Raw genomic sequence first — 21296 nt, 5'->3', positions numbered from 1 at the left:
GATGAAACTTATGGCTAAAACTGCATTGGATCTAAGCCCCGATGAATGGAAACAGTACAGGTTGCCTGAACGCCCCATTACACCAGAGATCGAAGCACGTTGGTATCGGGCCTGGCAACTCATTCCTGAATTGGTGAGGCGACTACGGGAAGACTTTGGTGCTCAACAAATTAAGGTGTTTGGGTCTGCAATCAATGCCGCGTATTTTTCAGCGGAATCTGATATTGACTTAGCCGTATGGGGTATTCCCAGCGCGAGATACTTTGCAGCAGCGTTAGCCGTAGACGAATTTAATCCTGAATTTAAGGTGGATTTGATCGACCCAACCCGATGTCACATCAAGCTTCGCGAACGGATCAACAATGAAGGTATTGACGTATGAGCACTCAACTAATCCGTCACCGCAATACCTGCAACTGTTGCTCCGAAAGATTCAACAGCTGCGCAACCGTTTCCAGCTCCATCCCAGTAGCCAGTAGATTGTGGGCGGCTTGCAACAATTGAGCCTGAGCCTGTTCGGCATCGGTGAGCAGCCAGGTGCCGTTGCCGTCGCACCAACGCAACCAATGCCCAAGCACCCCTTCGAACTCGCCCTGCCAAATTCCCAGGCCAATCTGCAAATCCCCTAGCCATACCCTGGGATTCTTGGGATTGAGGGCCTGTTCCTGATACTGGCCGCCATCCAGCTTGAAGTAGCGCAACTGCTGGGAGTGGCGCTCATACACCAGGTAGTGAGGGATGCGCAAATAACGCTCATAGACCTCCAACTTAGCGGACGGGTGGGCGGCATCTGGGTCAGCGTCTTGATTCAGAACCGATGTTGGGGCAGGCATCATCGCTTCTGACGCACTATTTCCATAGAAACGGCCTAGATCCTCCCGTTCCGTCCCCGGAGACAGGAACTCAATCGCCACGTAGGGACTGCGGCCCTCTTGCCAGACCACATAGCTGCGACGCAGATCTTTACCGTCATACAGTCGCGGCACATGGATGGCTAGGAACCAATCGGGGCGTTTGTACCAGAGGGGATGGTTGACGTCGTAATAGAGGTTGAGGTCAGAGGCTGTGAGATAGTTGCCTTGGGCCACCTGCTGCAGGCGTAGGGTGCGGCTGAGGAGTTGGGGCTGTAAATCATGAAATACGTCTCGCGACGGGCTGGCGCCAACGTCGGGCAAACCAGGCTCCTCGGGATGCTCACTGGGCAAGTCATACATCGTCGGTAGGGTCTCCCGCGGCGACCGCGGCGGATCCGTCTGCTCTAGCTGGGGTTTGCGGGTGATCGGAACCATAGTTAACCTCAATTCCGGCCTATGTTAGAGGACATTTATTTTTCGCCCAGTTTATAAGACTTATCGGCCTCACACTTCACTAGGCCTGACTCATTTTCCAGGGTCATGGAGCCCGTCGGCGTATAGTCTATGCCGAGGTGCAGCAAGTAAAACTCAAGCAGCGCCCCAATTCGTTCTTTGATGGTTTCATGCTGCTCACCGGGCATTGGCCGAATCTCTAACACCCCATCTAAGAAAGACAGCCGCATGCCAGGGCGGTCGAGCAGCTGCTCCACGGCTTTGAATTCTCGCCAGGTCATCGCATCCACCAAGATACAGCGTTTTTGAAGCTAGTGAGGTACACGGATGACCATGAAACCACTGATATCAGAAGGTAGGCTATACCTCACCCAGCAAGGAAATGCTGTAGGAGCCTTGAGCTGATTCAGCGTGACAGCCATGGCTCAAGGTCGACTAGAGTGGTCAATATCTATGAATCGTAGTGTTCCTGGGCCGGCCGTGAGCAGGGCATTCTTGCAGGATTAGCCCCTAAAGCTGTTCCTCTGTTCGATCAGTACTCCTTTGAATAAGCTCATGGCTTCCAGAAATACCAAGAGAGTGACATTGCCCTATTCGGTAGAACCTATCGCCAATGCGTCAAATTACTAAATTGCTAAGTCTGCTAGCGGCTACAACTTTTAGTCTGCCTGCCACTCAGACTGCAGCATTAGCACTCAAGTCTCACGAGATTGAATCTCTAGGTAGCATCACTCAACTCAAGCAGGCTCAATCCTCATCAGATCAAGATAATCCCAGCAGTGGTGTCTTAGAGGCAGGAGACCAAATCTTCAGCGATACAGATCGCCGATTTGATTCCTACAGTTTCGAGGGAGACGCGGAGGAAACCATACGAATTACAGTCACAAGTGAAGCGTTTGTTCCGGTTATTTCTCTCGTAGATGAGACAACAGGTGAAGTAATTGGTCGCCAAACTGGGGAAGCAGGGACCGTGTCCCTCACGCGGCAACTCCCTCGTAACGGGCGTTATATATTGCGGATTACTGCTACTGAGGTGCCGGGCGAGGGTGACTATCAATTCAGGGTTGCGAGTGTCCAAGAGGTATCCGGATCAGAAACCGAAGCCGATCGACTCCTGGATCGAGGCTACACCCAAGCCCGACAAGGTCAGTTTGAAACCGCGATTCGGTTCTATGAACAGGCGTTGACCCTTTATCGGGAAATGGGCGATCGCAATGGTGAAGCTATCATTTTGTTGAATTTGGGGTTAGCTCACAATTCACTGGGCCAATTTGAGAACGCAATTAGCCTGTTTGAACAAGTGCTAACTTTGATCGGCGAAGGAAATGTTTCGCCAGAAGATAGGGTAGTTCGACTAACTCGGGAACAGGGGGCTCTGGGGGGGTTGGCAGTTGCCTATCGGGAACTGGGTCAATATGAGCGGGCGATCGCCCTATTTCAGCAACAAATCCCCATCTTGCAGGAACTCGAGGATCGCTTCCAGGAAGGGCGTGCTTTAGGGAATTTGGGTATTGCCTATCGGGAGTCGGGGCAATACGAGCAGGCGATCGAGGTTTTACAGCAACGGATAGACATTGCCCGCGAGATTGGCGATCGCTCTGGTGAAGGCTCTGGCCTGGGTAATTTAGGGCTTGCTTACGATGGTTTAGGCCAACATGAACGAGCGATCGAACTCTTTGAGGAACGTCTAGCGATAGCCCGCGAACTTGGAGAACGTGACAAGCAAAGTTTAGCCTTCGGATATTTGGGAAATGCCTACATTCAGCTTGGCGAGAAGGAACAGGCTATCAATGCTTTGCAGGAATCCCTGACTATTGCTCGTGAAATTGGATATCACATTCAAGAGGGGCGAATTTTAGTAGGGTTGGGTGAGTTTCTCGCTGAGCAAGAAGACTATGAACAAGCAATTGATTTCTACGAAGAAGCTCTGATTGTTCTCGATGCACTCGATGATCGTGCTGAACAAGGTCGCATTCTAGAAGATTTGGGCAATGCTTACCTATCCCTAAGTCAATATGAGCAAGCAATTAACTATTACCAGGAATCCTTAGCAATTAGACATGCAGTCGGTGATCGCTGGGGTGAAGCGGCTGTGCTGAATGGTTTGGGCCTCGTTTACTCTCGCCTGAGCCAATATGAAAGTGCTATCGAGTTCTATCAGCAGTCCGTAGAAATTGCCCGTGAAGTCGGTAATCGCCAAGGTGAGGGAGCCTCCCTCGGAAATATAGGTGATGCCTACTATGATTTAGCGTGGTATGAGAGAGCTATCGATTTCCAGCAACGGTCTTTAGAGGTTGCGCGCGAGGTTAACAATCGTCTAGGTGAGGCGACTGCACTGGGTAGCTTAGGCAATAGCTACTCAGCCTTAGGTCAACGCGATCGTGCCATTGATTTACATGAGCAATCATTAGCAATTGCCCAGGAGATTGGTGATCTTTCGACCCAAGGCAACGCGCTAAATAACTTGGGAATTATCTATCACCGTCTTGCTGATTATGAGCTTTCTGCGGAGTTACATCAGCAAGCCTCAGTGATCTTTAGAGAAGTTGGCGATCGCCTTGGGGAATCAGCTGCTCTAGGAAATCTAGGGAGCACCTACTATGGTTTAGGTCAATATCAGCGAGCCATCGAATACTATCAACAACAACTCGCCATTAATCGCGACATTGGCAACCTGGCTGGCCAAGTTTCTGCTCTAGGCAATCTGAGTACCCTTTATGAGAGGACAGGCAATTACCAGCAAGCTGTCAAGCTAACTGAAGAAACTCTACTGATTCTAAATCAAAATAGACAAGCGTTCACGAGCCCAGAGTCTCTTAGTGTCTTTAGCGAAGCATACACTAGATTAGGTTACTATCCGCAGGCAATAGAACTCAATCAACGAGGGTTAGAGATTGCTCGCAGAAATAATGAGCTTCAGTGGCAGGCACTATTTCTGGGAAACTTAGGCAGCGTCTATATGAGATTAGGTAATAACCAGAAAGCCTTTGATTTTTATCAAGAGTCTTTGGCCATCGCTCGTGAAATTGGGCATCGCCAAGGTGAGGGAGCTATGCTAGGAAATCTAGCTAACATATATAGAAATTGGGAGCAGTACCAGCAAGCAATTGGTTTTTATGAGAAACATGTGAGCATCGCACGCGAAGTCAGCAATCGTGTTGGAGAGGCTAATGCGTTAGGAAACTTGGCTACAGTTTATTCGATTCTGGGTGACCATGAAAAGGTAATAGAATTAAGCGAGCAAGCTCTAGAAGTTGCTCGCCAGACAGATGATCCTACGACGGAAAGTGCATCTCTCAAAACCTTGGCTTCTGGTAATCTGGGTCTATATCGATATGAACGCGCTATTGAACTTTATCAGCAATCTCTAGAGATTGACCGTGCAATTGGCGATCGCAATAGTGAAGCCCTTTCATTAAGCAATATAGGCTCTATATATTTGACTAATCAGCAGGCTAGTCTGGCAGAAGCAGCTCTAACTTCAGCAGTTGACATCTTAGATTCTCTACGATCTGCTGACCTGACTGACACGGACAAAATTTCTATATTTGAGACTCAGCAACTGGCTTTTCAGAGATTGCAACAAGCATTCGTAGAACAAGAAAAATACGAGCCTGCTCTAACTGTGGCTGAGCGAGGACGAGCACAAGCTCTCTCCGAAATTCTAACTAAACAGTTGGTGACTGAAGAGTCTGCGACCGTTGAAAGGTCTGTGAGCTTAGAGGAAATCAAGACTTTTGCCACACAACAGCAAGTCACCGTGGTCGAGTACTCTTTAATTCGTTTCTTGGATGATAAGTCTTGGGTTCTCTACGTCTGGGTTATCTCGTCTGACGGCACGATCGCATTTCGCCAACACCCCCTGACCGACATTGATCTAGGCAATCTTGTGACCGATACGCGGCAAGCAATCGGGGTGCGGGGCGATCGCACCTCTGCTGCGATCAACGTCGAGTATACCCCCGAACGCCTGGCCCAGCTGCGGGCTGAAACTGACCAAAAGCTTTCCCAACTGTACAATCTGCTGATTGAGCCGATTGCAGATCTGCTGCCGACGGATCCTAATCAGCCTGTTGTCTTTATTCCGCAGGGCGAACTCTTCCTGGTGCCCTTTCCGGCGCTGAAAGACGCCAATGGTGATTATTTGATCGAACACCACACCATTCTCACCGCGCCTTCGATTCAGGTGTTGCAACTGACTAGAGACATTGCCGAGAGCCGCGATTCATCTGTTGATAATCCTGTGATCGTGGGCAATCCCACCATGCCCACCGTCACCTTCCTCAGTGACAACGGCAGCTTTGAGGACGTGCGCCTGAGGCCGCTATCTGGGGCACAGCGGGAGGCTGAAGCCATTGCTGACTTCTTGCAAGCGCCTGCCTTGATCGGTAATCAGGCCACTGAAGCCGCCGTGAAACGCCAACTGGCCGGGGCAGACCTAATACACCTGGCCACCCATGGCCTGCTGGAATACGGCGATCCGCGAGAAACTGGCACCCGTGATACTCCTGGGGCCATTGCCCTGGCCCCTGGCAACGGCGAAGATGGATTACTCACGTCCCGCGAGATCCTGCAGATGGACTTGCAGGCGGATCTGGTGGTGCTCAGTGCCTGTGACACTGGACGGGGCCGCATCACGGGTGATGGGGTGATTGGCCTATCCCGGTCCTTCGTAGCAGCAGGGGTGCCCAGCATTCTGGTGTCTCTGTGGGCAGTGCCCGATGCCCCCACAGCTGAGTTAATGACGGAGTTCTATCGTCAATTGTCTCAGGGACACACGAAAGCCCAGGCCTTGCGGCAGGCCATGTTGGCTGTGATGCAAGAGCATCCCGATCCCAAAGACTGGGCGGCGTTTACCCTGATCGGCGAGGCAGAGTGATCGCGTAATTGTGACCTGACTCAGCGACAAAAAAGGCGAAGCCCTGGGGCGATTTCCCGGCTAGCTACCGCCGGCAGTGGCCCCAACCCCGATGAAAAACGTCAGGGTCTGGCCAAACACGCCCTGAAAAATGATGACAGGGCGAATACCCGCTTGCTCAGAGCCCTGCGTGGGGTTAAGGTTGGCTAACCAAACGTCTCCACGTTTCAGCCGATCGGTCATTGCCAATCTTCCTGGGCAAGCATTGCTGAGTAATCATCCATTCCAGCCTCGGCAAGACTATGGTCTTCTTCTGCAAATTCGGTTGCAAGGGCCGATAATTGAGCTGGATCAAGCGTGATATGGCGGCGTCTATCTCTAAATCTGAGGAAGGCAATGAAGTCAGCAACTTCAGCAAGTTGTGCGCTGGTGATGAGTTGATCGAGATCCCGCTTTAGAGCTTCGCTGGTGACTGGCATGACAACGAAATACAAGACTTTCAATCTACTGCCTATCATATAGTGTTGGCCAGCCAGCCTAGGGCACAGTTGATCGAGCCAACCAAGTAGACAGGCTCAATTACTCCGTGTCATTCCGACCAACGGGTAGCTCGCTTCTCGCAGAGTGGCATCTCGGTCCCTTGTCATAGACCGAGATGCACTTCGGCGTTGCTCAGCACAAGTATCTCGACTACGTGGCTCCTTTGAGTCGGGACCCATAGACTTTCGTTTGGGACGCAGCCATTTTTGGCCGGTGCTTCTCTATATCTGGGCGGTCCCCATAGACTTTTAGGTGGGGTTGATCTACTGGTGATCCTGCCTTTTGATGGCTATGCCTTTCGCAAAGCCTCTGAAATTTTGGCAGCTACCGATCCCGATTTTGCCGTTGACTTACTGGCAAGAACGCCCGAGCAAATTCAAGAAAGATTGACATTGGGTGATGCATTGGGTGATGACTTCATTCGAGACGTGATGGAAACAGGAAGAGCATTATATGAGGCCACTCACATGGGGCAACGCAGAGAATACCGACGCAATTGAGGCTTACTGGCAGGCCTATCGGGCCGCGTTGCCTGAGGCAGTGCCGCCGGAGCCGTATTTGGTCGATCGGTTTGGCGATACTCCGGCCTTGGCCGATACCCTAGGCCAACTGGTGCTGGCGGGGACTAAAACCGCTACCTGTTTGGCCCTGTGGGAATGAAAAACAGAGATGGAGCTGGTGTGTGAGCGGTTTCGCAAAGTCTATCCTTGATTTGATATTAGATGGCTTGACGCAGGGCGGCTAGGTCAGCCCCACAGATGGCGGTGAGGTTGCGGGTGATTTTGGCGATGTCCCAATGCCACCATTGGATCTCCAGCAGGGCTTGAATCGTGGCGTCGTCAAACCGCTGGCGCAGCTGGCGGGCCGGGTTGCCGCCCACCACCGTGTAGGGAGCCACCGATTGAGTCACCACCGACTTGGCCGCGACGATGGCGCCGTCTCCCACCTGTACTCCCGGCATTAGGGTGGCGTCGTAGCCCAACCAGACATCATGGCCCACCACGGTGTCGCCTTTATAGGGCCACTCATTTGGCATGGCAACTTCCCAGCCCTGGCCAAACACCGGAAAGGGATAATTGGTGAACCAGTCGGTGCGATGGTTGCCCCCGTTCATGATGAAGGTAACGCCGGTGGCGATGGAGCAAAACTTGCCGATGATCAGCTTGTCGCCGATGAAATCGAAGTGGTAGAGCACATTGCGCTCGAAGTTTTCTGGATGCTCCACATCGTCGTAATAGGTGTAGTCTCCCACGATGATGTTGGGGTTGGTGATGACGGTCTTCAGGTAGACCAGTCGCGGTTGGGCGGCGATGGGATGTTTGGTGTCGGGGGAGGGGCCATGGGTCATGGATCTTAGCAGGAAGAAGGAAAAAGGCAGAGGGCAGAATCAGGATGGTTGCTAGGCAAAGAACTCACTGATTTGGCATGGCCTAACTTGGCTGACTACAGCTATATCGATGCCGGCGGCAATACCTGCCGAGGTGACAATGGGTCCATTATTGATCTAATTGATCTAACAGTGTCGGTCTGCACCTCTTGATCTAACAGTGTCGGTCTGCACCTCGGCATTGAGTCATTGGGTTTTCCAGTCGGGACGACGAAAATCGGCGATATTCAGCGCCGACAAGCGTTGCAGTTGGGATTCTGGAATCCGATTATTGCCGCCTAGAAACAGAATCTGCAACTGCTGCAGAGCCGTCAGCCCCGCCACGGTGTCAATCTGGTTATGGTCTAGGTGCAGCACTCGCAGATTGGGAAATCGCTCGATGCCGCTTAGGTCCCTCAGCTGCTGACGCCGCAGGTCTAGGGTGCTCACCTGAGCCGGCTCGGGACTATCGATGGTTCCAAGGCAATCCCGGATACTCCCATGGGAGCATTGGCCTAGCCGGAGTCCGAGTCGCATGGGTAAGGAGAAAGCGGTGGGTTAGTCAGCGCTGCGATCGCATATCTAGGCTCCCTCAAGCTCTGCCTTATAGTCCAAGCCTTGACAGAAGATTCCAGCTAAGGAGCAGGTTCAGCTTGTTAGGTGCTTTAGAATCGGGATAGTTGGTTGGCGATTCTGATTGTGAGGTATGGCGCTACTGTCTCAGTTATCCAGTCCCTCGATATTCACTCCATCCGCTATGACCACCACCCGGCCTCTCCTCACCTTCGAGGAATACCTCGCCTATGATGATGGCACCGATACCCGCTATGAGCTGGTGGATGGAGAGCTTGTCGCCATGCCACCAGAATCCCCCGAAAACAACGCCATCGCCAAGCGGCTATTTGTGGAGCTGCTAAGGCACTTTCCCATGGATCTAGTGGCCTACAAGGATACCGGAGTGGAAGTCTCCGGTCGCCGCTGCCGCTGCCGTATCCCTGCTGGTACATACCCCCGAGTCTGCCGCTGCCTTGGCGGGGGCCACACGGGCCACCATTACCCGCGACATGCCGCCTCCAGCCCTGGTGATTGAGGTCGTCAGTCCCGGCGAGGCCAACCGTCTGCGCGACTATCGCTACAAGCATACGGAATATGCCGCCAGGGCGATCGCGGAATATTGGATCGTTGATCCGGAGACCCGTCAGGTGACGGTTTGTCAGTGGATCGAGGGACAGTACGAAGACACTCGACTACATGGGGCTGAGCCGATCCGCTCTACCGTGGTGCCCGAGCTGACCTTAACTGTCGATCAGCTATTCGCTCCGGGACAGGAATGATAGAGCCCCAAACCAGGGATCCCCTCGTCCTCTAGCCTCTGCCCTCAGTAAAATGAAGTTTCTATCTCTGCCCAACGTTGCCAGACCTTACTATTGCTGCCGTGTCTTCTTCACGCCCCAGCCTTCCCCAAACTGATCCACCCCGATCTCCTCGGGAAACCCTGCCCACTATGTATGACTTGCCCAGTGATTGTCCTGAGGAGCCGGGATTGCCTGACGAGTATCACTACCTGCAGCCTCAACTGCTGAGCGCCACCCTCAAGCTCAGCGATTACACCGCCGACCAGATTTTCAGCGTCGGTGATATGAACCTCTACTACGACGTCCACCACCCCAATCGCTACAAGCGTCCTGACTGGTTTGCGGTGACCGGCGTTCCCCGTCTCTATGAGGAAAAAGAGCTGCGGCTCAGCTACGTGATCTGGCAAGAAGGAGTTGTGCCTGCCATCGTCGTCGAACTACTCTCGCCTGGCACAGAAAAAGAAGACTTGGGACAAACGTCTGCCTCTGACTCCGGCATTCCCACCAAATGGCAAGTGTACGAACAGATTCTGCGGGTTCCCTATTACGTCCTGTTCAATCGCTATAACAATGCACTTCAGGCATTTCAGCTGGTAGGCGATCGCTACCAGCCTTTGGATGTCAGTCAGCAGAGCGCATATATCCCAACCTGGGAGCGGCAACTGGTGATTTGGCGGGGAACCTATCAAGGGGTTGAGCGGGCCTGGTTGCGCTGGGCCAATACCGATGGCTCCCTGATTCTGACTCCAGACGAGCGGGCCGATATCCTGGCCCGGCGGCTGCGAGACCTGGGCGTTGACCCAGATAATCTCCAGTGAGGGCGCACAGATGCGATGCCCTCTTTTCCATCATCCCCATTGCCTAAACAGACTTTACCCATCGCCAGTCTCCCCTGCTCCAAGCCAACGGATAGACATTAAACGGCTAAAGCATGTGTCCCGTTCTTTGGTTTGATAAGATTAAAGGCTGGCACGCACCCGCAGAGAAGGAGACTCGCCCATGGCCCGCATGTACTACGACAGTGACGCGAATCTGAATTTACTCAATGGTAAGACCGTGGCTATCATCGGCTATGGGTCGCAAGGCCATGCCCACGCCCTGAACCTGAAAGATAGTGGCGTGAGCGTGATCGTCGGCCTCTATGAGGGCAGTCGCTCGGTGGCCAAGGCCGAGGCGGCGGGTCTGACGGTGAAGCCGGTGGCGGATGCGGCCAAGGCGGCGGATTGGATCATGATTTTGCTGCCAGACGAGGTCCAGAAAACTGTCTACACGCGGGATATTGCCCCCAACCTGACGGCGGGAAATGTGCTCTCCTTTGCCCACGGCTTCAACATCAACTTCGGCCAGGTGGTGCCTCCGGCGGAGGTGGATGTGGTCATGGTGGCGCCGAAGGGGCCAGGACACCTGGTGCGCCGCACCTACACCGAGGGCCAAGGGGTCCCCTGTCTGTTTGCGGTGCAGCAGGACGCCTCCGGACAGGCGCGGGACCGGGCCATGGCCTACGCCAAGGGCATCGGTGGCACTCGAGCCGGCATCTTAGAGACCAGCTTCCGGGAAGAGACGGAAACGGATTTGTTTGGGGAGCAGGTGGTGCTCTGTGGTGGCCTCAGCGCCCTGATTAAGGCGGGGTTTGAGACCCTGGTCGAGGCGGGATATCAGCCGGAGCTGGCCTACTTCGAGTGTCTGCACGAGGTGAAGCTGATCGTGGACCTGATCGTCGAGGGGGGCCTGGCCACCATGCGCGACAGCATCTCGAATACGGCAGAGTACGGCGACTACACCCGCGGTCCCCGCATCGTCACCGAGGAGACCCGGCGGGAGATGCGCAAGATTCTCACCGAGATTCAGACGGGTCAATTTGCCAAGGAGTTTGTCCTGGAAAATCAGTCCGGCAATGCCGGCTTCACGGCCATGCGCCGTCGTGAGGCCGAGCACCCGATTGAGACGGTGGGGACGGATCTGCGGGCCATGTTCAGCTGGCTGAAGAAGGTCTAGAATGGCGGCGACGAGCCCTAAAGTCGCCCATGACCGCTTTTCTTCCTGCCGCCAACAGTGAGCTGCGGCTGTATTTAGATACGGCCGATGTGGAGCAGTGGCAGACCTGGCTGCCTACAGGAGTGTTTTACGGTGTCACCACCAATCCGTTACTGCTGGAGCGAGCCCAGGTCCCTTGCCACATGCAGCAGATGAAGGATCTGGCTGAGCAGGCCTTTGCCTGGAATCTGCGCGAGGTGCAGATGCAGGCTTGGGGAGATTCCCTTGAGGCTTTGGTCCAGATCGGTCGGCAGCTAGCTGCCATGGATGAGCGCATTGTGGTCAAGGTACCCAGTACTCAGATGGGCGTTGAGGCCGCTGGCCAGTTGATTCGAGCCGGGGTGCGGGTGACCCTGACGGCAGTTTACGCTGCTCCTCAGGTATTGCTGGCAGCCGCCTTGGGGGCAGAGTATACGGCTCCCTATCTGGGCCGCATTGAAGATCTGGGGGGCGATGGTCGCCAGGCGTTGGTGCAGATGCAGCGGGCCCTGACGGGGGTGAACAGTCCTACTCGGATCTTGGTGGCCAGTATTCGTCGGGTGGAGGACCTGGCCTATCTGGCCGCCCAAGGGTTGAATACGTTTACCATTTCAGCTGCGATCGCATCTCAGCTATTCCACATCGAGGCCACCGAGGCCGCCACCGCCGACTTCGAGCGGGCCGCCCGGGCCCTGGGGGCTTACTGACGCAGGCCGGCGAGTAGGTTGCGGTAGAGGCCAATCAGTTGCATGTCCTCCAGGGGCTGATCAGTGCGGTTCCAGGTGGCGGTAACGCAGAGACGGCGGCCGCTGCGGTCGGTGAGGGCCGTGGTTAAGTTCAAGACGCCGGGTTCCGAGCCGCCCTTATATGCGATCGCAGCCCACTCATCCGGCTTGGCCACCCCCGGATTAATCCCCATCAACGGCAGGTCCGCCACCGGCTCCATTAGATCGCACAACTTTGTTGCAGGGAAGAACCATTCCACATCCAAGGCTAGGGGAGCCCCCTCAAACAGGTCCTTTGATGGCAGCGGTGCCTGATTCACCAAAGGCAGTAAGGCCCGTCGCTGCGCCTCATCCCCCTGACGGTAGCGCTGCAGCAGTTCTGCATTGGCTGGATGCTTCAGGGCAAAGAATTCCCGCGTCGTCAGAAAGGGACGATTGCCAGGGCTTAAGGCCTCAATCGCCTTCCGACCCACCAAGTCGATCAAGGCATCGGTGGCCGTATTGTCGCTCAGTGAGATCATCATGGCCGCCAGGGTTTCCACAGTCAGGGCGGTGCTCGCGGGCCAATCCTGCAGTAGGCCACTAGGCAAGCTGCGCCACTGGGACTGTAGCGATACTACTTGCTCCCAGGCCAGGTTACCGGCGTTAATCTCCTGGGATAATGCAGCCAGAACCGCCAGCTTGAAGGCCGACCCCACCGCCAAAGGCTGCTCGGCATCGTGGCTAGCCAGCACCTGACCATCTGCCCGTATGAGTAAATGGGCTTCTCCTGGGAACGCCTGCATCGCCTGCACCATCTCTGCCGGGGAAATGGGCTGATCGGGGGGCTCAAACACCAGCCCTTGAATCCGGCCCTGCTGATCCAGGGCAAGGCGAGTCGTCACCCGACCGCCATCGAACACGACCACCCAGTGATCGGCGGCGGCCTCCACCCCCTGAAACGCTCCCAGGGTTTCCGTTAACTGCCCAATCACAGACTCCATCTGGGCCAGAGATATCTGCCGTAAGAATGACGGCGAGAACCACTCTGCTTGCAGCAATGGTTGGGTAAAGAGCCGCGCTAGGGCCTCGGAGGGCGTCGTAATATTAGCCTGGGCCATGGCTGGTGCCACCAAGGGAAAGGACAGGGGAGGCAACGGCAGCCATAGCAATCCCCCGAAGAGGAGTGCACTTAAAAATAGGATGACCATGCCTCGTCCGCAATAAGGGCTAAACAAATCCTGATGTTTTGACAAAACGGTAGTGGTTGATACTGAAAAAATATAGAATAGTTATGCGGGTAGTGCCTCCACCTTGACTGCCTGCGATGTCATTGACCAACAGGAGCCAGCCATGCACAGACCTAACCACGATGCCCTACGGCGACGTCAGAACCTAGAAGAACTACGCCACCGCCTCAAGTATGCCAGCAGCGACGAAGAGCGGTCAGCCCTGCGGGCGCAACTCGACTTCTGGCAGCGCTACCGCTAACGCCTCATAATACTCTTTGTCGTCGAGCCCTGGGCATTTCGTCCAGGGCTCTTCTCGTTTTTGGAACGATTACACTAGAGCACAACACCTATCACCGAGACGGTTGATGTCTACCTCAACTAGATCATCCTAGGTATGGGCAAGGATTTGGCGAATCCAGGTTTGTTCCTCAGCGGTCGTGCCAAGTGGCATTGTATCCAGATCAATGCGGAGGGCATAGCCAGCGCGATCGTACAGGGTGTCTACAATCGGCTTCAGGTTTAGGGCGGATTCATCACCCCCAGCTTTAAGCGGGATAGGAACAGCGGGAATGGGATCGGGTAGGTTAAACCCATAGAGTTGAGCTTGAGGACGAGTTTCACTGCGGCTGACCAGAATACGGTAATGGGTAGCCGTCTTCACATCCTCGATTGGCAGCGCCATTCCTGCCCTTAACAGATCAATTTCGACTAGGTGACTGGCGCTACTGAGGACTTGCTGGCGTTTGTGCAGGTAGGCATCGCGCCCTTCGCCTGGACGTTTATTCGTCGGCGACAGTAGCTCAATGGCAGTAATGACTCTTCCGGTGCTGGTTTCTCGAATTTCTAAGTAGCGCTCACGCACCTCTTCTGCCAACGGAATGGTCACTGTTTGGGGGTGATCCGAAGGCGACACGGTGGCGACGCTGCCGGTTGACGGGGACGTTGTGCGATCGCGTTGAGCGACGACTGACACATCGGGAATGCCGACCAGCACATTATCGGTTGGTGTATTGAGATAGGTGCGCTGCTCGATCGCCACATAATAGTCAGGCAACAGCATTGGCCCCAGAGTATCGGCCATCCCCACAATCAGCCGACTGTGAACTTCTGGCCACAGGTTAGGGGCTTCTAAGTAGGGATCCATTCCAGGAAAGGGCGACGGCATAGCACTCAGGCCCTGACAGTTCTGTGTTCAGTGTAGTGAAGGCACAGACGAAGATGCCCTGCTGATTGGTATTCCCAATGCTGCTGTGAGTCATGCCAAAACAACCCCTAACAATCCGCCACCGGTAGCCTTGGCCACACCGCCAACTCAGCCGATCTCGGTCATGTTGCCAATGCCCTTAGAAGTGCAAGAGGGGTATCTGGAAGTGCGGGAAGTGGCTACCCAGCAGGTGATTACAGTGATTGACGTACTATCGCCTGCGAATAAGCGACCCGGTCGAGGACGTGATGCTTATTTGTATAAGCGAGACCTGGTGCTGGATTATGAACAAAGCCCTGTTCCGGCGATGGCTCCAGAGGATAATGCCTGGCTCAGGGAGCTTCTAAATCAGACGCCATAGCAAAACAGCGGAGTGGCAAATTGCGGACTTAGAGCTACTGTCAGAGGATGGGCGGTGCTACGAAATTATTGGCGGGAAAAGGGTAGGTGGATGGGGGGTAGAGGGGAGAAATGGGCCTTTTCCCGTTTGATCTCCCTTACTCTCCCCCTCCCCCTACTCATCGATTCTCCTACTGCCTACTGCAGGGTAGCGGCAGCCGTCCGAGCCGCCGCCGCCTCATCGGGGTGGATGTTGAGGGGCGAGTGAGGTTGATGCGACCACGGCTATCGATCTCGCGTACTTTGACGATGACATCATCACCGACGTTCACCTCGTCCTCTACCTTCTTGACCCGATAGTCAGCCAATTGGGAAATATGAATCATGCCTTCCTGGCCAGGCATAAATTCAACAAAGGCCCCAATGGGAATGACGCGGGTGACCTTACCGGCGTAGACATCTCCCGCCGAAGGTCGATGGGTAATCGCCTCAATCAGGGCTTTCGCCTTCAAGGCTTTCTCAGACTCAAGGGCAGAGACCGTAACCGTACCATCGTCGGCAATGTCTACCTTAGCCCCGGTCTCTTCGGTGATGCCCTTGATTTTCTTACCACCGGGACCGATCACCGCCCCAATTTGCTCCGGATCGATCTTGAAGGAGATCAGTCGAGGCGCAAAGGGCGATAGTTCAGTGCGGGGCTTATCGATGGCCTCCAACATCTTCTCTAAGATGTGCAGCCGGGCTGGGCGGGCCTGCTGAATGGCATTGGCAATGATATCCACCGATAGTCCGGTGATCTTCATATCCATCTGCAGGGCCGTGATGCCGCTGTCGGTGCCGGCCACCTTGAAATCCATATCCCCTAAGAAGTCTTCGATGCCCTGAATGTCGGTGAGAATGCGGACCTCATCTCCTTCTTTGATCAGGCCCATAGCTGCCCCGCTGACAGGCTTGCTAATGGGAACCCCAGCGTCCATAAGAGCTAGGGTTGAACCACACACTGACCCCATGGAAGTCGAGCCATTGGACGACAGCACCTCTGAAACGACCCGAATCACATAGGAGAAATCTTCCTGGGGCGGCAATATAGGCACCAACGCCCGCTCAGCTAAGGCCCCGTGGCCGATTTCACGCCGTCCTGGGGACCGCATGGGGCGGGTTTCGCCGACAGAATAGGGAGGGAAGTTGTAATGGTGCAGATACCGCTTTTCTTCCTCGGGGTGTAAATCATCCATCATCTGGGCATCCCCAGGGGTTCCTAGGGTGGCAATGGATAACACCTGAGTTAATCCTCGCTGAAACAGACCGCTGCCATGGACTCGTCGCGGTAACAGCCCTACCTGGCAACGGATCGGGCGGACTTCGTCCAACTTACGCCCGTCAACCCGCACCCCTTCTTCGACAATCTGCTGGCGCATCAACTTCTTGGTCACAGTCTTGTAGGTGTTGCCCAGGGCTTTGGCATTGATAGTCACCGCTTCCCGGACCGGATCATCCTCGGGTAGCTCCTCAATGGTGGCGGCAATGTCATCCTTAATGGCATCGAGTTTGTTATCTCGCTCGGTCTTGGTGAGATCAAACTGTTTCAGCACCTCTTTGATGGGGGCCGTAGCCTTCTCGCTGAGGTAGTTCTCTAATTCAGGAGCCGGTTCCGGAGGGGCTTCCTTGACGATCTCGAGGCCCAACTCATCCAACCAACTCTGTTGAGTTTTGATGATGTCTTGGACCACTTCGTAACCAAAGTCGATGGCTTCGATGACGTCCTGCTCCGGCAGCTGATTGGCTCCCGCCTCCACCATGATCACACCATCAGGAGAGCCGGCAATGACCAGATCAAGATCGCCGTTCTCCATCTCATGGTAAGTGGGGTTGATGATGAAGTCGTCGCCCATCAAGCCCACCCGCACAGCTGCCATAGGACCATTGAATGGAATCTGGGCCATGAGCACGGCCACCGATGCACCAGTGGCGGCCAATACATCTGGGGGGACTTGTTCATCCATCGACAGGGTGGTCGCCACGATCTGGATGTCGTCCCGCAACCATTGGGGAAACAGGGGGCGCATGGGACGATCGATTAGGCGACTGACCAAAGTCGCCCGCTCGGGAGGGCGCCCTTCCCGGCGCAGAAAACCACCTGGAATCCGACCAGCGGCATAGAGCCGTTCTTCGTAGTCGACTAATAGGGGTAGAAAATCAATTCCCTCTCGGCCTGAAGAGCGGGTGGCGGTGACTAGAACGGCGGTGTCACCCGCTTGCATTAATACCGAACCACCAGCCTGAGGTGCCAGTAAACCAATCGTGAGTCGAATATCCCGCCCATCGAAGGATATCAACCTCTCAATTTCTTGCATGTACTGCTACGTCCTTCTTCGCGTCTTTTTGCGTTTTGTCGTTTTGTGTCGCATTGATCGTAGCACTGATATTGAAAGGCGATCCTAGTAGACTGCGGCAGACGTTCGGCTATTATTCATCGGCTGAGGATCTAGGCGTGTCCTATCTGAAAGATGTCTGTGCAAACGGCTGAATTCTGTAGTAGGAATCATGCGGCTATGGCATCCTCGCACTGTTGAAGAATCCCCCATGAAAACGGTGATCTATTGAGTCCAGGAAGGACGACCAGGACTTTGTGAACACCCGTTTATTCAGTCAGTGGCTGGGCTGATAATCTGAATGCTGAGAGTCAAGAGTTTATGAAGCTACTGGCAGGATGAGCTTAGAGCTAAGCGCCTAGCCTATAGTAGGCAGGAGCTGCCTGGGGAAACTGCTTCAGGAAGTAAGCTGTGGTAGAAGTTGGCATGACAAGGGGCAACTGCAGATATGCAAGTATTGGTGACTGGGGTAGCGGGGTTTATCGGATTTTTCTTAGCCCAACGGTTACTGGCAGATGGAGTGCAGGTGTATGGCATCGATAATCTCAATGATTACTACGATGTGCGGCTCAAGCGCGATCGCATCGCCCAGCTCACCCCCTATCCCGGCTTTACCTTTGAAAAGCTGGACCTAGCCAACCGCGAAGGCATGCAGCAGTTATTCCAGACCCAGTCCTTCGACTATGTCTTGCACATGGCCGCCCAAGCCGGGGTGCGCTATTCCCTCAGTAATCCCTTTGCCTACGGCGACAGCAATCTCTCAGGGTTTTTGAATATCCTGGAGGGCTGCCGCCACGGGCAGGTGGCGCACCTGGTCTATGCCTCGTCCAGTTCCATCTACGGGGCCAATCGCAAGGTGCCCTTCTCCGTCAGCGATGCCGTAGATCACCCGGTCTCGCTCTATGCCGCTACCAAAAAGGCCAATGAGCTGATGGCCCATGCCTACAGTCATCTCTACCAGATCCCCACCACAGGCCTGCGCTTCTTCACGGTCTATGGCCCTTGGGGTCGGCCCGATATGGCCTATTTCAAGTTTGTGGATGCGATCGCAAAGGGACACCCCATCGAAGTTTATAATCACGGCCAGATGCAGCGGGATTTCACCTATATCGACGACGTCGTCGAAGGCGTGGTGCGAGTCATGGGCACCCCCCCACCCCCCATCGCCGCCGACAGCCTCAACAGCCGAGCCCCTTACCAGGTCTATAACATCGGCAATCATCAACCCGTAGAGCTACTTCGCTTCATTGAGGTGATTGAAGCCGCCATGGGCAAGCCCGCCCAAAAAATCATGAAGCCGATGCAACCGGGAGATGTACCCACCACCTACGCCGATGTGGACGATCTGATGCGAGCCGTCGGCTTTCAGCCCAACACCCCCATCGAAGCCGGCATCGAGCGATTCGTCCGCTGGTACTGCGAGTACTACCAATACTCCCCGGCCATGACCTCCGTCTCCTGATCCGATATCCGGTTTATCTGACTCAGAGGATGGTTGAATCCAGAGCCCATGACGAGGATTGAACTCGTGACCTCACCCTTACCAAGGGTGTGCTCTACCACTGAGCTACATGGGCAGCGATGTGGATGGGCCGGGCTGGATTCGAACCAGCGTAGGCATAGCCAGCGGATTTACAGTCCGCCCCCATTAACCACTCGGGCACCGACCCGCCTATCCACGATTCATCAGTGTAACACACAAGCTCGTGGTCTCAGAGGAAGAAGTTGAAGGGGTTGAAGGGGGAAATGGGGAGAACACACTTGGCAAGAATCGGGTGGTGTCGTGGTGATGGCCTAGGTAAAGTAAAGCCATCGGTTCTTGCAACCCTTATGGTCACTGAACTCACGGACGACTCCACAGCCACCCACTCAGATACCTATGCTGCCATGGCCCGGGCTATTCACTTCATGGTCGAGCATCGCCATGAACAGCCTGATCTAGCCACCATTGCTGCCCAGGTCAACTTGAGCGAGTATCACTTTCAGCGGCTCTTCACTCGCTGGGTCGGGCTCAGTCCCAAGCGGTTTCTGCGCTGCCTCACCCTGGAAGCCGCTAAGGCTCGCCTGGCTAACACCCAGAGCCTGTTACACCTGAGCCAGGAGGTGGGGCTGTCGGGGCCAGGCCGACTCCACGATCTGTTTGTGACGCTGCAGGCCATGACCCCGGGTGAGGCCAAGGGTAAGGGCCAGGGGTTACAGATTTACTACGGTATGCATGCCACGCCTGTGGGCTTAGCCTTGATGGGGATCACGGACCGGGGGATTTGCCATCTCCAGTTCGCTGATGAGGTGACCCAGGCCGTGGCTGGTCTGGGCCAGGCTTGGCCCCAGGCAACTCTGATTCGAGACGATGATGCAGTCAGGCTCTGCTGGAGCCAGATTCCCTGGGGAGGCGATGGTCGGCTAAGCCATCCTAGAGGGGCTGGAGCAGCCCTGAAGGGCCATCGCCCCCCCGATGACCATTCGTCTCTCCCCCGTCCCCTGCCGCTGCTGGTACGGGGCACCAACTTCCAAGTGCAGGTGTGGCAAGCCTTGCTGCAGATTCCGCCGGGAGGGCTAGTGACCTATGGCACCGTGGCCGCCCTCATCGGTCGCCCCACCGCTTGCCAGGCCGTGGGCAGTGCCATCGGTCGCAACCCCATTGCCTATTTGATTCCCTGCCATCGGGTGATTCGAGAATCGGGGGCCTTGGGAGGCTACCGCTGGGGCCTAGATCGCAAGGCTGCTCTACTGGGATGGGAAGCCGCTCGCGCCCCTGTCGTTATAGCCACCGCCATCATGCTGTGTGCGGTGGCGAGCCAGTCAGCCTTCCTAGGCTAGGCTATTGGGCGATCAGCTATGTCCTCAGCTGACTGGCCAACGCTATAAATAGGGAATCGCGTCAATTGAGGGAATGGGCATTGGCCAACAATGCCTGCAAGATCTCCAGCAACTGTTGATTTTGCGCCTCGGTGCCAATGGTAATCCGCAGCTTGTCATCCAGGCCCGGTTGGTTAAAGTATCGCACTAGAATGCCCCGCTGCTTCAGGGCCTGGGTCAAGGCCTGGGCAGATCCCATAGGAACGGTGGCCAAGACAAAATTGCCCTGGGAGTCGGGGACGGTGAAGCCCAAGCGTCGCAGCTCCCGGATTAGGCGGGTGCGGCTGGCCTTGATCTGCTTGGCTCGTTGATCCTTATAAGCTTGGTCTCGCAGGGCAGCGGCACCGACGGCCATGGCCACGGCATCGACGGTGTAGCTGTCTTTCACTTTAAACAGACCCGCGATTAACTCCGGTTGAGCCAGGCCGAACCCCAGCCGCAGCCCGGCTAGGCCATAGCCCTTGGATAGGGTGCGCAGCAGCAGAACATTGGCATGCTGCTGCACTAACTCTAGGGCTGAGGTGTCGGCGAAGTCCACATAGGCTTCGTCAATGGCCAAGATCCCCGACAACCGCTGGGCTAGTCGGCCCAGATCAACCACAGGAACACTGTGGCCGGAGGGGCTGTTGGGGCTGGCGATCAGGGTGACGGCGGCTTGGGCGGCAACGAGCTCGTCGAGCGGTAGTCGATAGTTCTCTGGGTAGGGGATCTCGATCACCTGGGCCGGTTGCAGGGCCGCCAGAGTGCGGTAGAGCACATAGGTGGGGGTGGGATAGGCAACGGGGCGGCTGTGGCCTTCGGCACAGGCCCGAATCAAAATATTGAGCAGATCATCGCTGCCGTTGGTAACAATGACCCAATCTTCTGGTACCTGCAGCCCCTGACTCACGGCCTGGCGCACCTCACGGCCATAGGGATCGGGATAGCGCCGCAACCACTCACTATCCAGGCTGTGCAGCACTGCCATGGCCTGGGGAGACGGCGGATAGGGATTTTCATTGGTGTTGAGCTTGATCACCGGCGTCCCCGGCGGCGGCTGTTCCCCTGGCACATAGCCGGTCATGGCCTCAATGGCAGGTCGAAAGTAGCCCATAGTCGTGACCTCCTGCAGCGAAGCTATTGTACGCCAAGGGCTACCGGAATCTGG

Annotated in this window: 17 protein-coding genes, 2 tRNA genes and 5 pseudogenes; 12 read left to right on the top strand and 12 right to left on the bottom strand. The window is 55.3% G+C overall.

Annotated features, from left to right (window positions below; genetic code table 11):
• Positions 1-10: 10 nt before the first annotated feature.
• Positions 11-382, top strand: a complete 372-nt coding sequence (locus tag XM38_RS21940; protein WP_080813400.1) for a nucleotidyltransferase family protein — start codon at positions 11-13, stop codon at positions 380-382.
• Between the two features lie 16 nt (positions 383-398).
• On the opposite strand, the gene XM38_RS21935 is transcribed toward XM38_RS21940, so the two are convergent.
• Positions 399-1289, bottom strand: coding sequence for a Uma2 family endonuclease (locus XM38_RS21935; RefSeq protein ID WP_080813386.1), 891 nt, complete (start codon positions 1287-1289; stop codon positions 399-401).
• Positions 1290-1333: 44 nt separating this feature from the next.
• Positions 1334-1588, bottom strand: a pseudogene (locus tag XM38_RS21930) (Uma2 family endonuclease); the annotation flags it as partial.
• 332 nt (positions 1589-1920) lie between these two features.
• Here XM38_RS21930 and XM38_RS21925 point away from each other — a divergent pair.
• Positions 1921-6186: a CHAT domain-containing protein gene (locus tag XM38_RS21925; protein ID WP_088431052.1), complete on the top strand. Its 4266-nt coding sequence runs from the start codon at positions 1921-1923 to the stop codon at positions 6184-6186.
• Positions 6187-6308: 122 nt separating this feature from the next.
• Here XM38_RS21925 and XM38_RS29230 read toward each other — a convergent pair.
• Together XM38_RS29230 and XM38_RS21915 are read right to left on the bottom strand one after the other, a co-directional pair.
• Positions 6309-6408 (bottom strand): annotated as a pseudogene (locus tag XM38_RS29230) (type II toxin-antitoxin system PemK/MazF family toxin); the annotation flags it as partial.
• Positions 6405-6659 carry a hypothetical protein gene (locus tag XM38_RS21915; protein WP_225889380.1) on the bottom strand — a complete coding sequence of 85 codons (255 nt, stop codon included), beginning with the start codon at positions 6657-6659 and terminating at the stop codon, positions 6405-6407. The pseudogene XM38_RS29230 and the gene XM38_RS21915, both read right to left, overlap by 4 nt.
• Before the next feature lie 252 nt (positions 6660-6911).
• Between XM38_RS21915 and XM38_RS21910 the strand changes: the two genes are divergently transcribed.
• Positions 6912-7205 carry a hypothetical protein gene (locus tag XM38_RS21910; protein ID WP_137455201.1) on the top strand — a complete coding sequence of 98 codons (294 nt, stop codon included), beginning with the start codon at positions 6912-6914 and terminating at the stop codon, positions 7203-7205.
• Entirely contained in the window at positions 7159-7365 is a 207-nt protein-coding gene (locus XM38_RS26540; RefSeq protein ID WP_080813390.1) for an ASCH domain-containing protein, read from the top strand. The genes XM38_RS21910 and XM38_RS26540 overlap by 47 nt, the downstream gene beginning before the upstream one ends.
• 58 nt (positions 7366-7423) lie before the next feature.
• Here the strand turns inward: XM38_RS26540 and XM38_RS21900 are convergent, their stop codons facing one another.
• Complete coding sequence (locus tag XM38_RS21900) at positions 7424-8053, bottom strand: CatB-related O-acetyltransferase (RefSeq protein WP_088431050.1); 630 nt, start codon at positions 8051-8053, stop codon at positions 7424-7426.
• A 225-nt stretch (positions 8054-8278) separates the two neighbouring features.
• A complete protein-coding gene (locus tag XM38_RS21895; protein WP_080813393.1) occupies positions 8279-8608 on the bottom strand; it encodes a leucine-rich repeat domain-containing protein in 330 nt (109 codons plus the stop codon).
• Between the two features lie 220 nt (positions 8609-8828).
• Between XM38_RS21895 and XM38_RS29225 the strand changes: the two are divergent.
• The 4 genes and pseudogenes from XM38_RS29225 to XM38_RS21875 all read left to right on the top strand — a co-directional run bounded on the left by XM38_RS29225 (position 8829) and on the right by XM38_RS21875 (position 12146).
• Positions 8829-9405, top strand: a pseudogene (locus XM38_RS29225) (Uma2 family endonuclease).
• A gap of 101 nt (positions 9406-9506) precedes the next feature.
• Positions 9507-10244 carry a Uma2 family endonuclease gene (locus XM38_RS21885; protein WP_256995708.1) on the top strand — a complete coding sequence of 246 codons (738 nt, stop codon included), beginning with the start codon at positions 9507-9509 and terminating at the stop codon, positions 10242-10244.
• 181 nt (positions 10245-10425) lie between these two features.
• Positions 10426-11421: a ketol-acid reductoisomerase gene (gene ilvC / locus XM38_RS21880; protein ID WP_080813396.1), complete on the top strand. Its 996-nt coding sequence runs from the start codon at positions 10426-10428 to the stop codon at positions 11419-11421.
• A 29-nt stretch (positions 11422-11450) separates the two neighbouring features.
• The gene (locus XM38_RS21875; RefSeq protein ID WP_088431046.1) at positions 11451-12146 is read left to right on the top strand and encodes a transaldolase family protein; all 696 of its coding nucleotides are present in this window, start codon (positions 11451-11453) and stop codon (positions 12144-12146) included.
• Here the strand turns inward: XM38_RS21875 and XM38_RS21870 are convergent.
• Entirely contained in the window at positions 12140-13354 is a 1215-nt protein-coding gene (locus XM38_RS21870) for a serine hydrolase (protein WP_080813564.1), read from the bottom strand. The two genes, XM38_RS21875 and XM38_RS21870, sit on opposite strands and share 7 nt — an antisense overlap.
• A gap of 142 nt (positions 13355-13496) precedes the next feature.
• Here XM38_RS21870 and XM38_RS26205 point away from each other — a divergent pair, with 142 nt between their 5' ends.
• Positions 13497-13634, top strand: a complete 138-nt coding sequence (locus XM38_RS26205; RefSeq protein WP_187329500.1) for a hypothetical protein — start codon at positions 13497-13499, stop codon at positions 13632-13634.
• Positions 13635-13763: 129 nt separating this feature from the next.
• Here the strand turns inward: XM38_RS26205 and XM38_RS21865 are convergent, their stop codons facing one another.
• A complete protein-coding gene (locus tag XM38_RS21865; protein WP_080813566.1) occupies positions 13764-14540 on the bottom strand; it encodes a DUF4058 family protein in 777 nt (258 codons plus the stop codon).
• A 46-nt stretch (positions 14541-14586) separates the two neighbouring features.
• On the opposite strand from XM38_RS21865, the pseudogene XM38_RS21860 reads away from it, so the two are divergent.
• Positions 14587-14940: pseudogene (locus XM38_RS21860) on the top strand (DUF4058 family protein); the annotation flags it as partial.
• A 176-nt stretch (positions 14941-15116) separates the two neighbouring features.
• On the opposite strand, the pseudogene XM38_RS21855 reads toward XM38_RS21860, so the two are convergent.
• Positions 15117-17272, bottom strand: a pseudogene (locus tag XM38_RS21855) (polyribonucleotide nucleotidyltransferase).
• A gap of 466 nt (positions 17273-17738) precedes the next feature.
• Between XM38_RS21855 and XM38_RS21850 the strand changes: the two are divergent.
• Positions 17739-18752, top strand: a complete 1014-nt coding sequence (locus XM38_RS21850; RefSeq protein ID WP_080813572.1) for an NAD-dependent epimerase — start codon at positions 17739-17741, stop codon at positions 18750-18752.
• Between the two features lie 43 nt (positions 18753-18795).
• On the opposite strand, the gene XM38_RS21845 is transcribed toward XM38_RS21850, so the two are convergent.
• Positions 18796-18867, bottom strand: a tRNA-Thr gene (locus tag XM38_RS21845).
• A gap of 11 nt (positions 18868-18878) precedes the next feature.
• A tRNA-Tyr gene (locus XM38_RS21840) sits at positions 18879-18960 on the bottom strand.
• Between the two features lie 160 nt (positions 18961-19120).
• Here XM38_RS21840 and XM38_RS21835 point away from each other — a divergent pair.
• Positions 19121-20110 carry a methylated-DNA--[protein]-cysteine S-methyltransferase gene (locus tag XM38_RS21835; protein WP_080813573.1) on the top strand — a complete coding sequence of 330 codons (990 nt, stop codon included), beginning with the start codon at positions 19121-19123 and terminating at the stop codon, positions 20108-20110.
• A gap of 61 nt (positions 20111-20171) precedes the next feature.
• Here XM38_RS21835 and hisC read toward each other — a convergent pair whose 3' ends face one another.
• Entirely contained in the window at positions 20172-21242 is a 1071-nt protein-coding gene (hisC, locus tag XM38_RS21830; protein ID WP_080813575.1) for a histidinol-phosphate transaminase, read from the bottom strand.
• Positions 21243-21296: the final 54 nt, after the last annotated feature.

This window comes from Halomicronema hongdechloris C2206 (assembly GCF_002075285.3).
GTDB classification, from domain to species: Bacteria; Cyanobacteriota; Cyanobacteriia; order Phormidesmidales; family Phormidesmidaceae; genus Halomicronema_B; species Halomicronema_B hongdechloris.
Note: the sequence above shows the minus strand (reverse complement) of the source record. Positions and strands in the feature narration are given on the sequence as shown.

Excerpts from the sequence above, each read along its gene's own strand:
- XM38_RS21940 (WP_080813400.1), top strand. The coding sequence starts at position 11 with ATGGCTAAAACTGCATTGGATCTAAGCCCCGATGAATGGAAACAGTAC.
- XM38_RS21935 (WP_080813386.1), bottom strand. The coding sequence starts at position 1,289 with ATGGTTCCGATCACCCGCAAACCCCAGCTAGAGCAGACGGATCCGCCG.
- XM38_RS21925 (WP_088431052.1), top strand. The coding sequence starts at position 1,921 with ATGCGTCAAATTACTAAATTGCTAAGTCTGCTAGCGGCTACAACTTTT.
- XM38_RS26540 (WP_080813390.1), top strand. The coding sequence starts at position 7,159 with ATGAGGCCACTCACATGGGGCAACGCAGAGAATACCGACGCAATTGAG.
- XM38_RS21900 (WP_088431050.1), bottom strand. The coding sequence starts at position 8,053 with ATGACCCATGGCCCCTCCCCCGACACCAAACATCCCATCGCCGCCCAA.
- XM38_RS21895 (WP_080813393.1), bottom strand. The coding sequence starts at position 8,608 with ATGCGACTCGGACTCCGGCTAGGCCAATGCTCCCATGGGAGTATCCGG.
- ilvC (WP_080813396.1), top strand. The coding sequence starts at position 10,426 with ATGGCCCGCATGTACTACGACAGTGACGCGAATCTGAATTTACTCAAT.
- XM38_RS21875 (WP_088431046.1), top strand. The coding sequence starts at position 11,451 with ATGACCGCTTTTCTTCCTGCCGCCAACAGTGAGCTGCGGCTGTATTTA.
- XM38_RS21870 (WP_080813564.1), bottom strand. The coding sequence starts at position 13,354 with ATGGTCATCCTATTTTTAAGTGCACTCCTCTTCGGGGGATTGCTATGG.
- XM38_RS26205 (WP_187329500.1), top strand. The coding sequence starts at position 13,497 with ATGCACAGACCTAACCACGATGCCCTACGGCGACGTCAGAACCTAGAA.
- XM38_RS21865 (WP_080813566.1), bottom strand. The coding sequence starts at position 14,540 with ATGCCGTCGCCCTTTCCTGGAATGGATCCCTACTTAGAAGCCCCTAAC.
- XM38_RS21850 (WP_080813572.1), top strand. The coding sequence starts at position 17,739 with ATGCAAGTATTGGTGACTGGGGTAGCGGGGTTTATCGGATTTTTCTTA.
- XM38_RS21835 (WP_080813573.1), top strand. The coding sequence starts at position 19,121 with ATGGTCACTGAACTCACGGACGACTCCACAGCCACCCACTCAGATACC.
- hisC (WP_080813575.1), bottom strand. The coding sequence starts at position 21,242 with ATGGGCTACTTTCGACCTGCCATTGAGGCCATGACCGGCTATGTGCCA.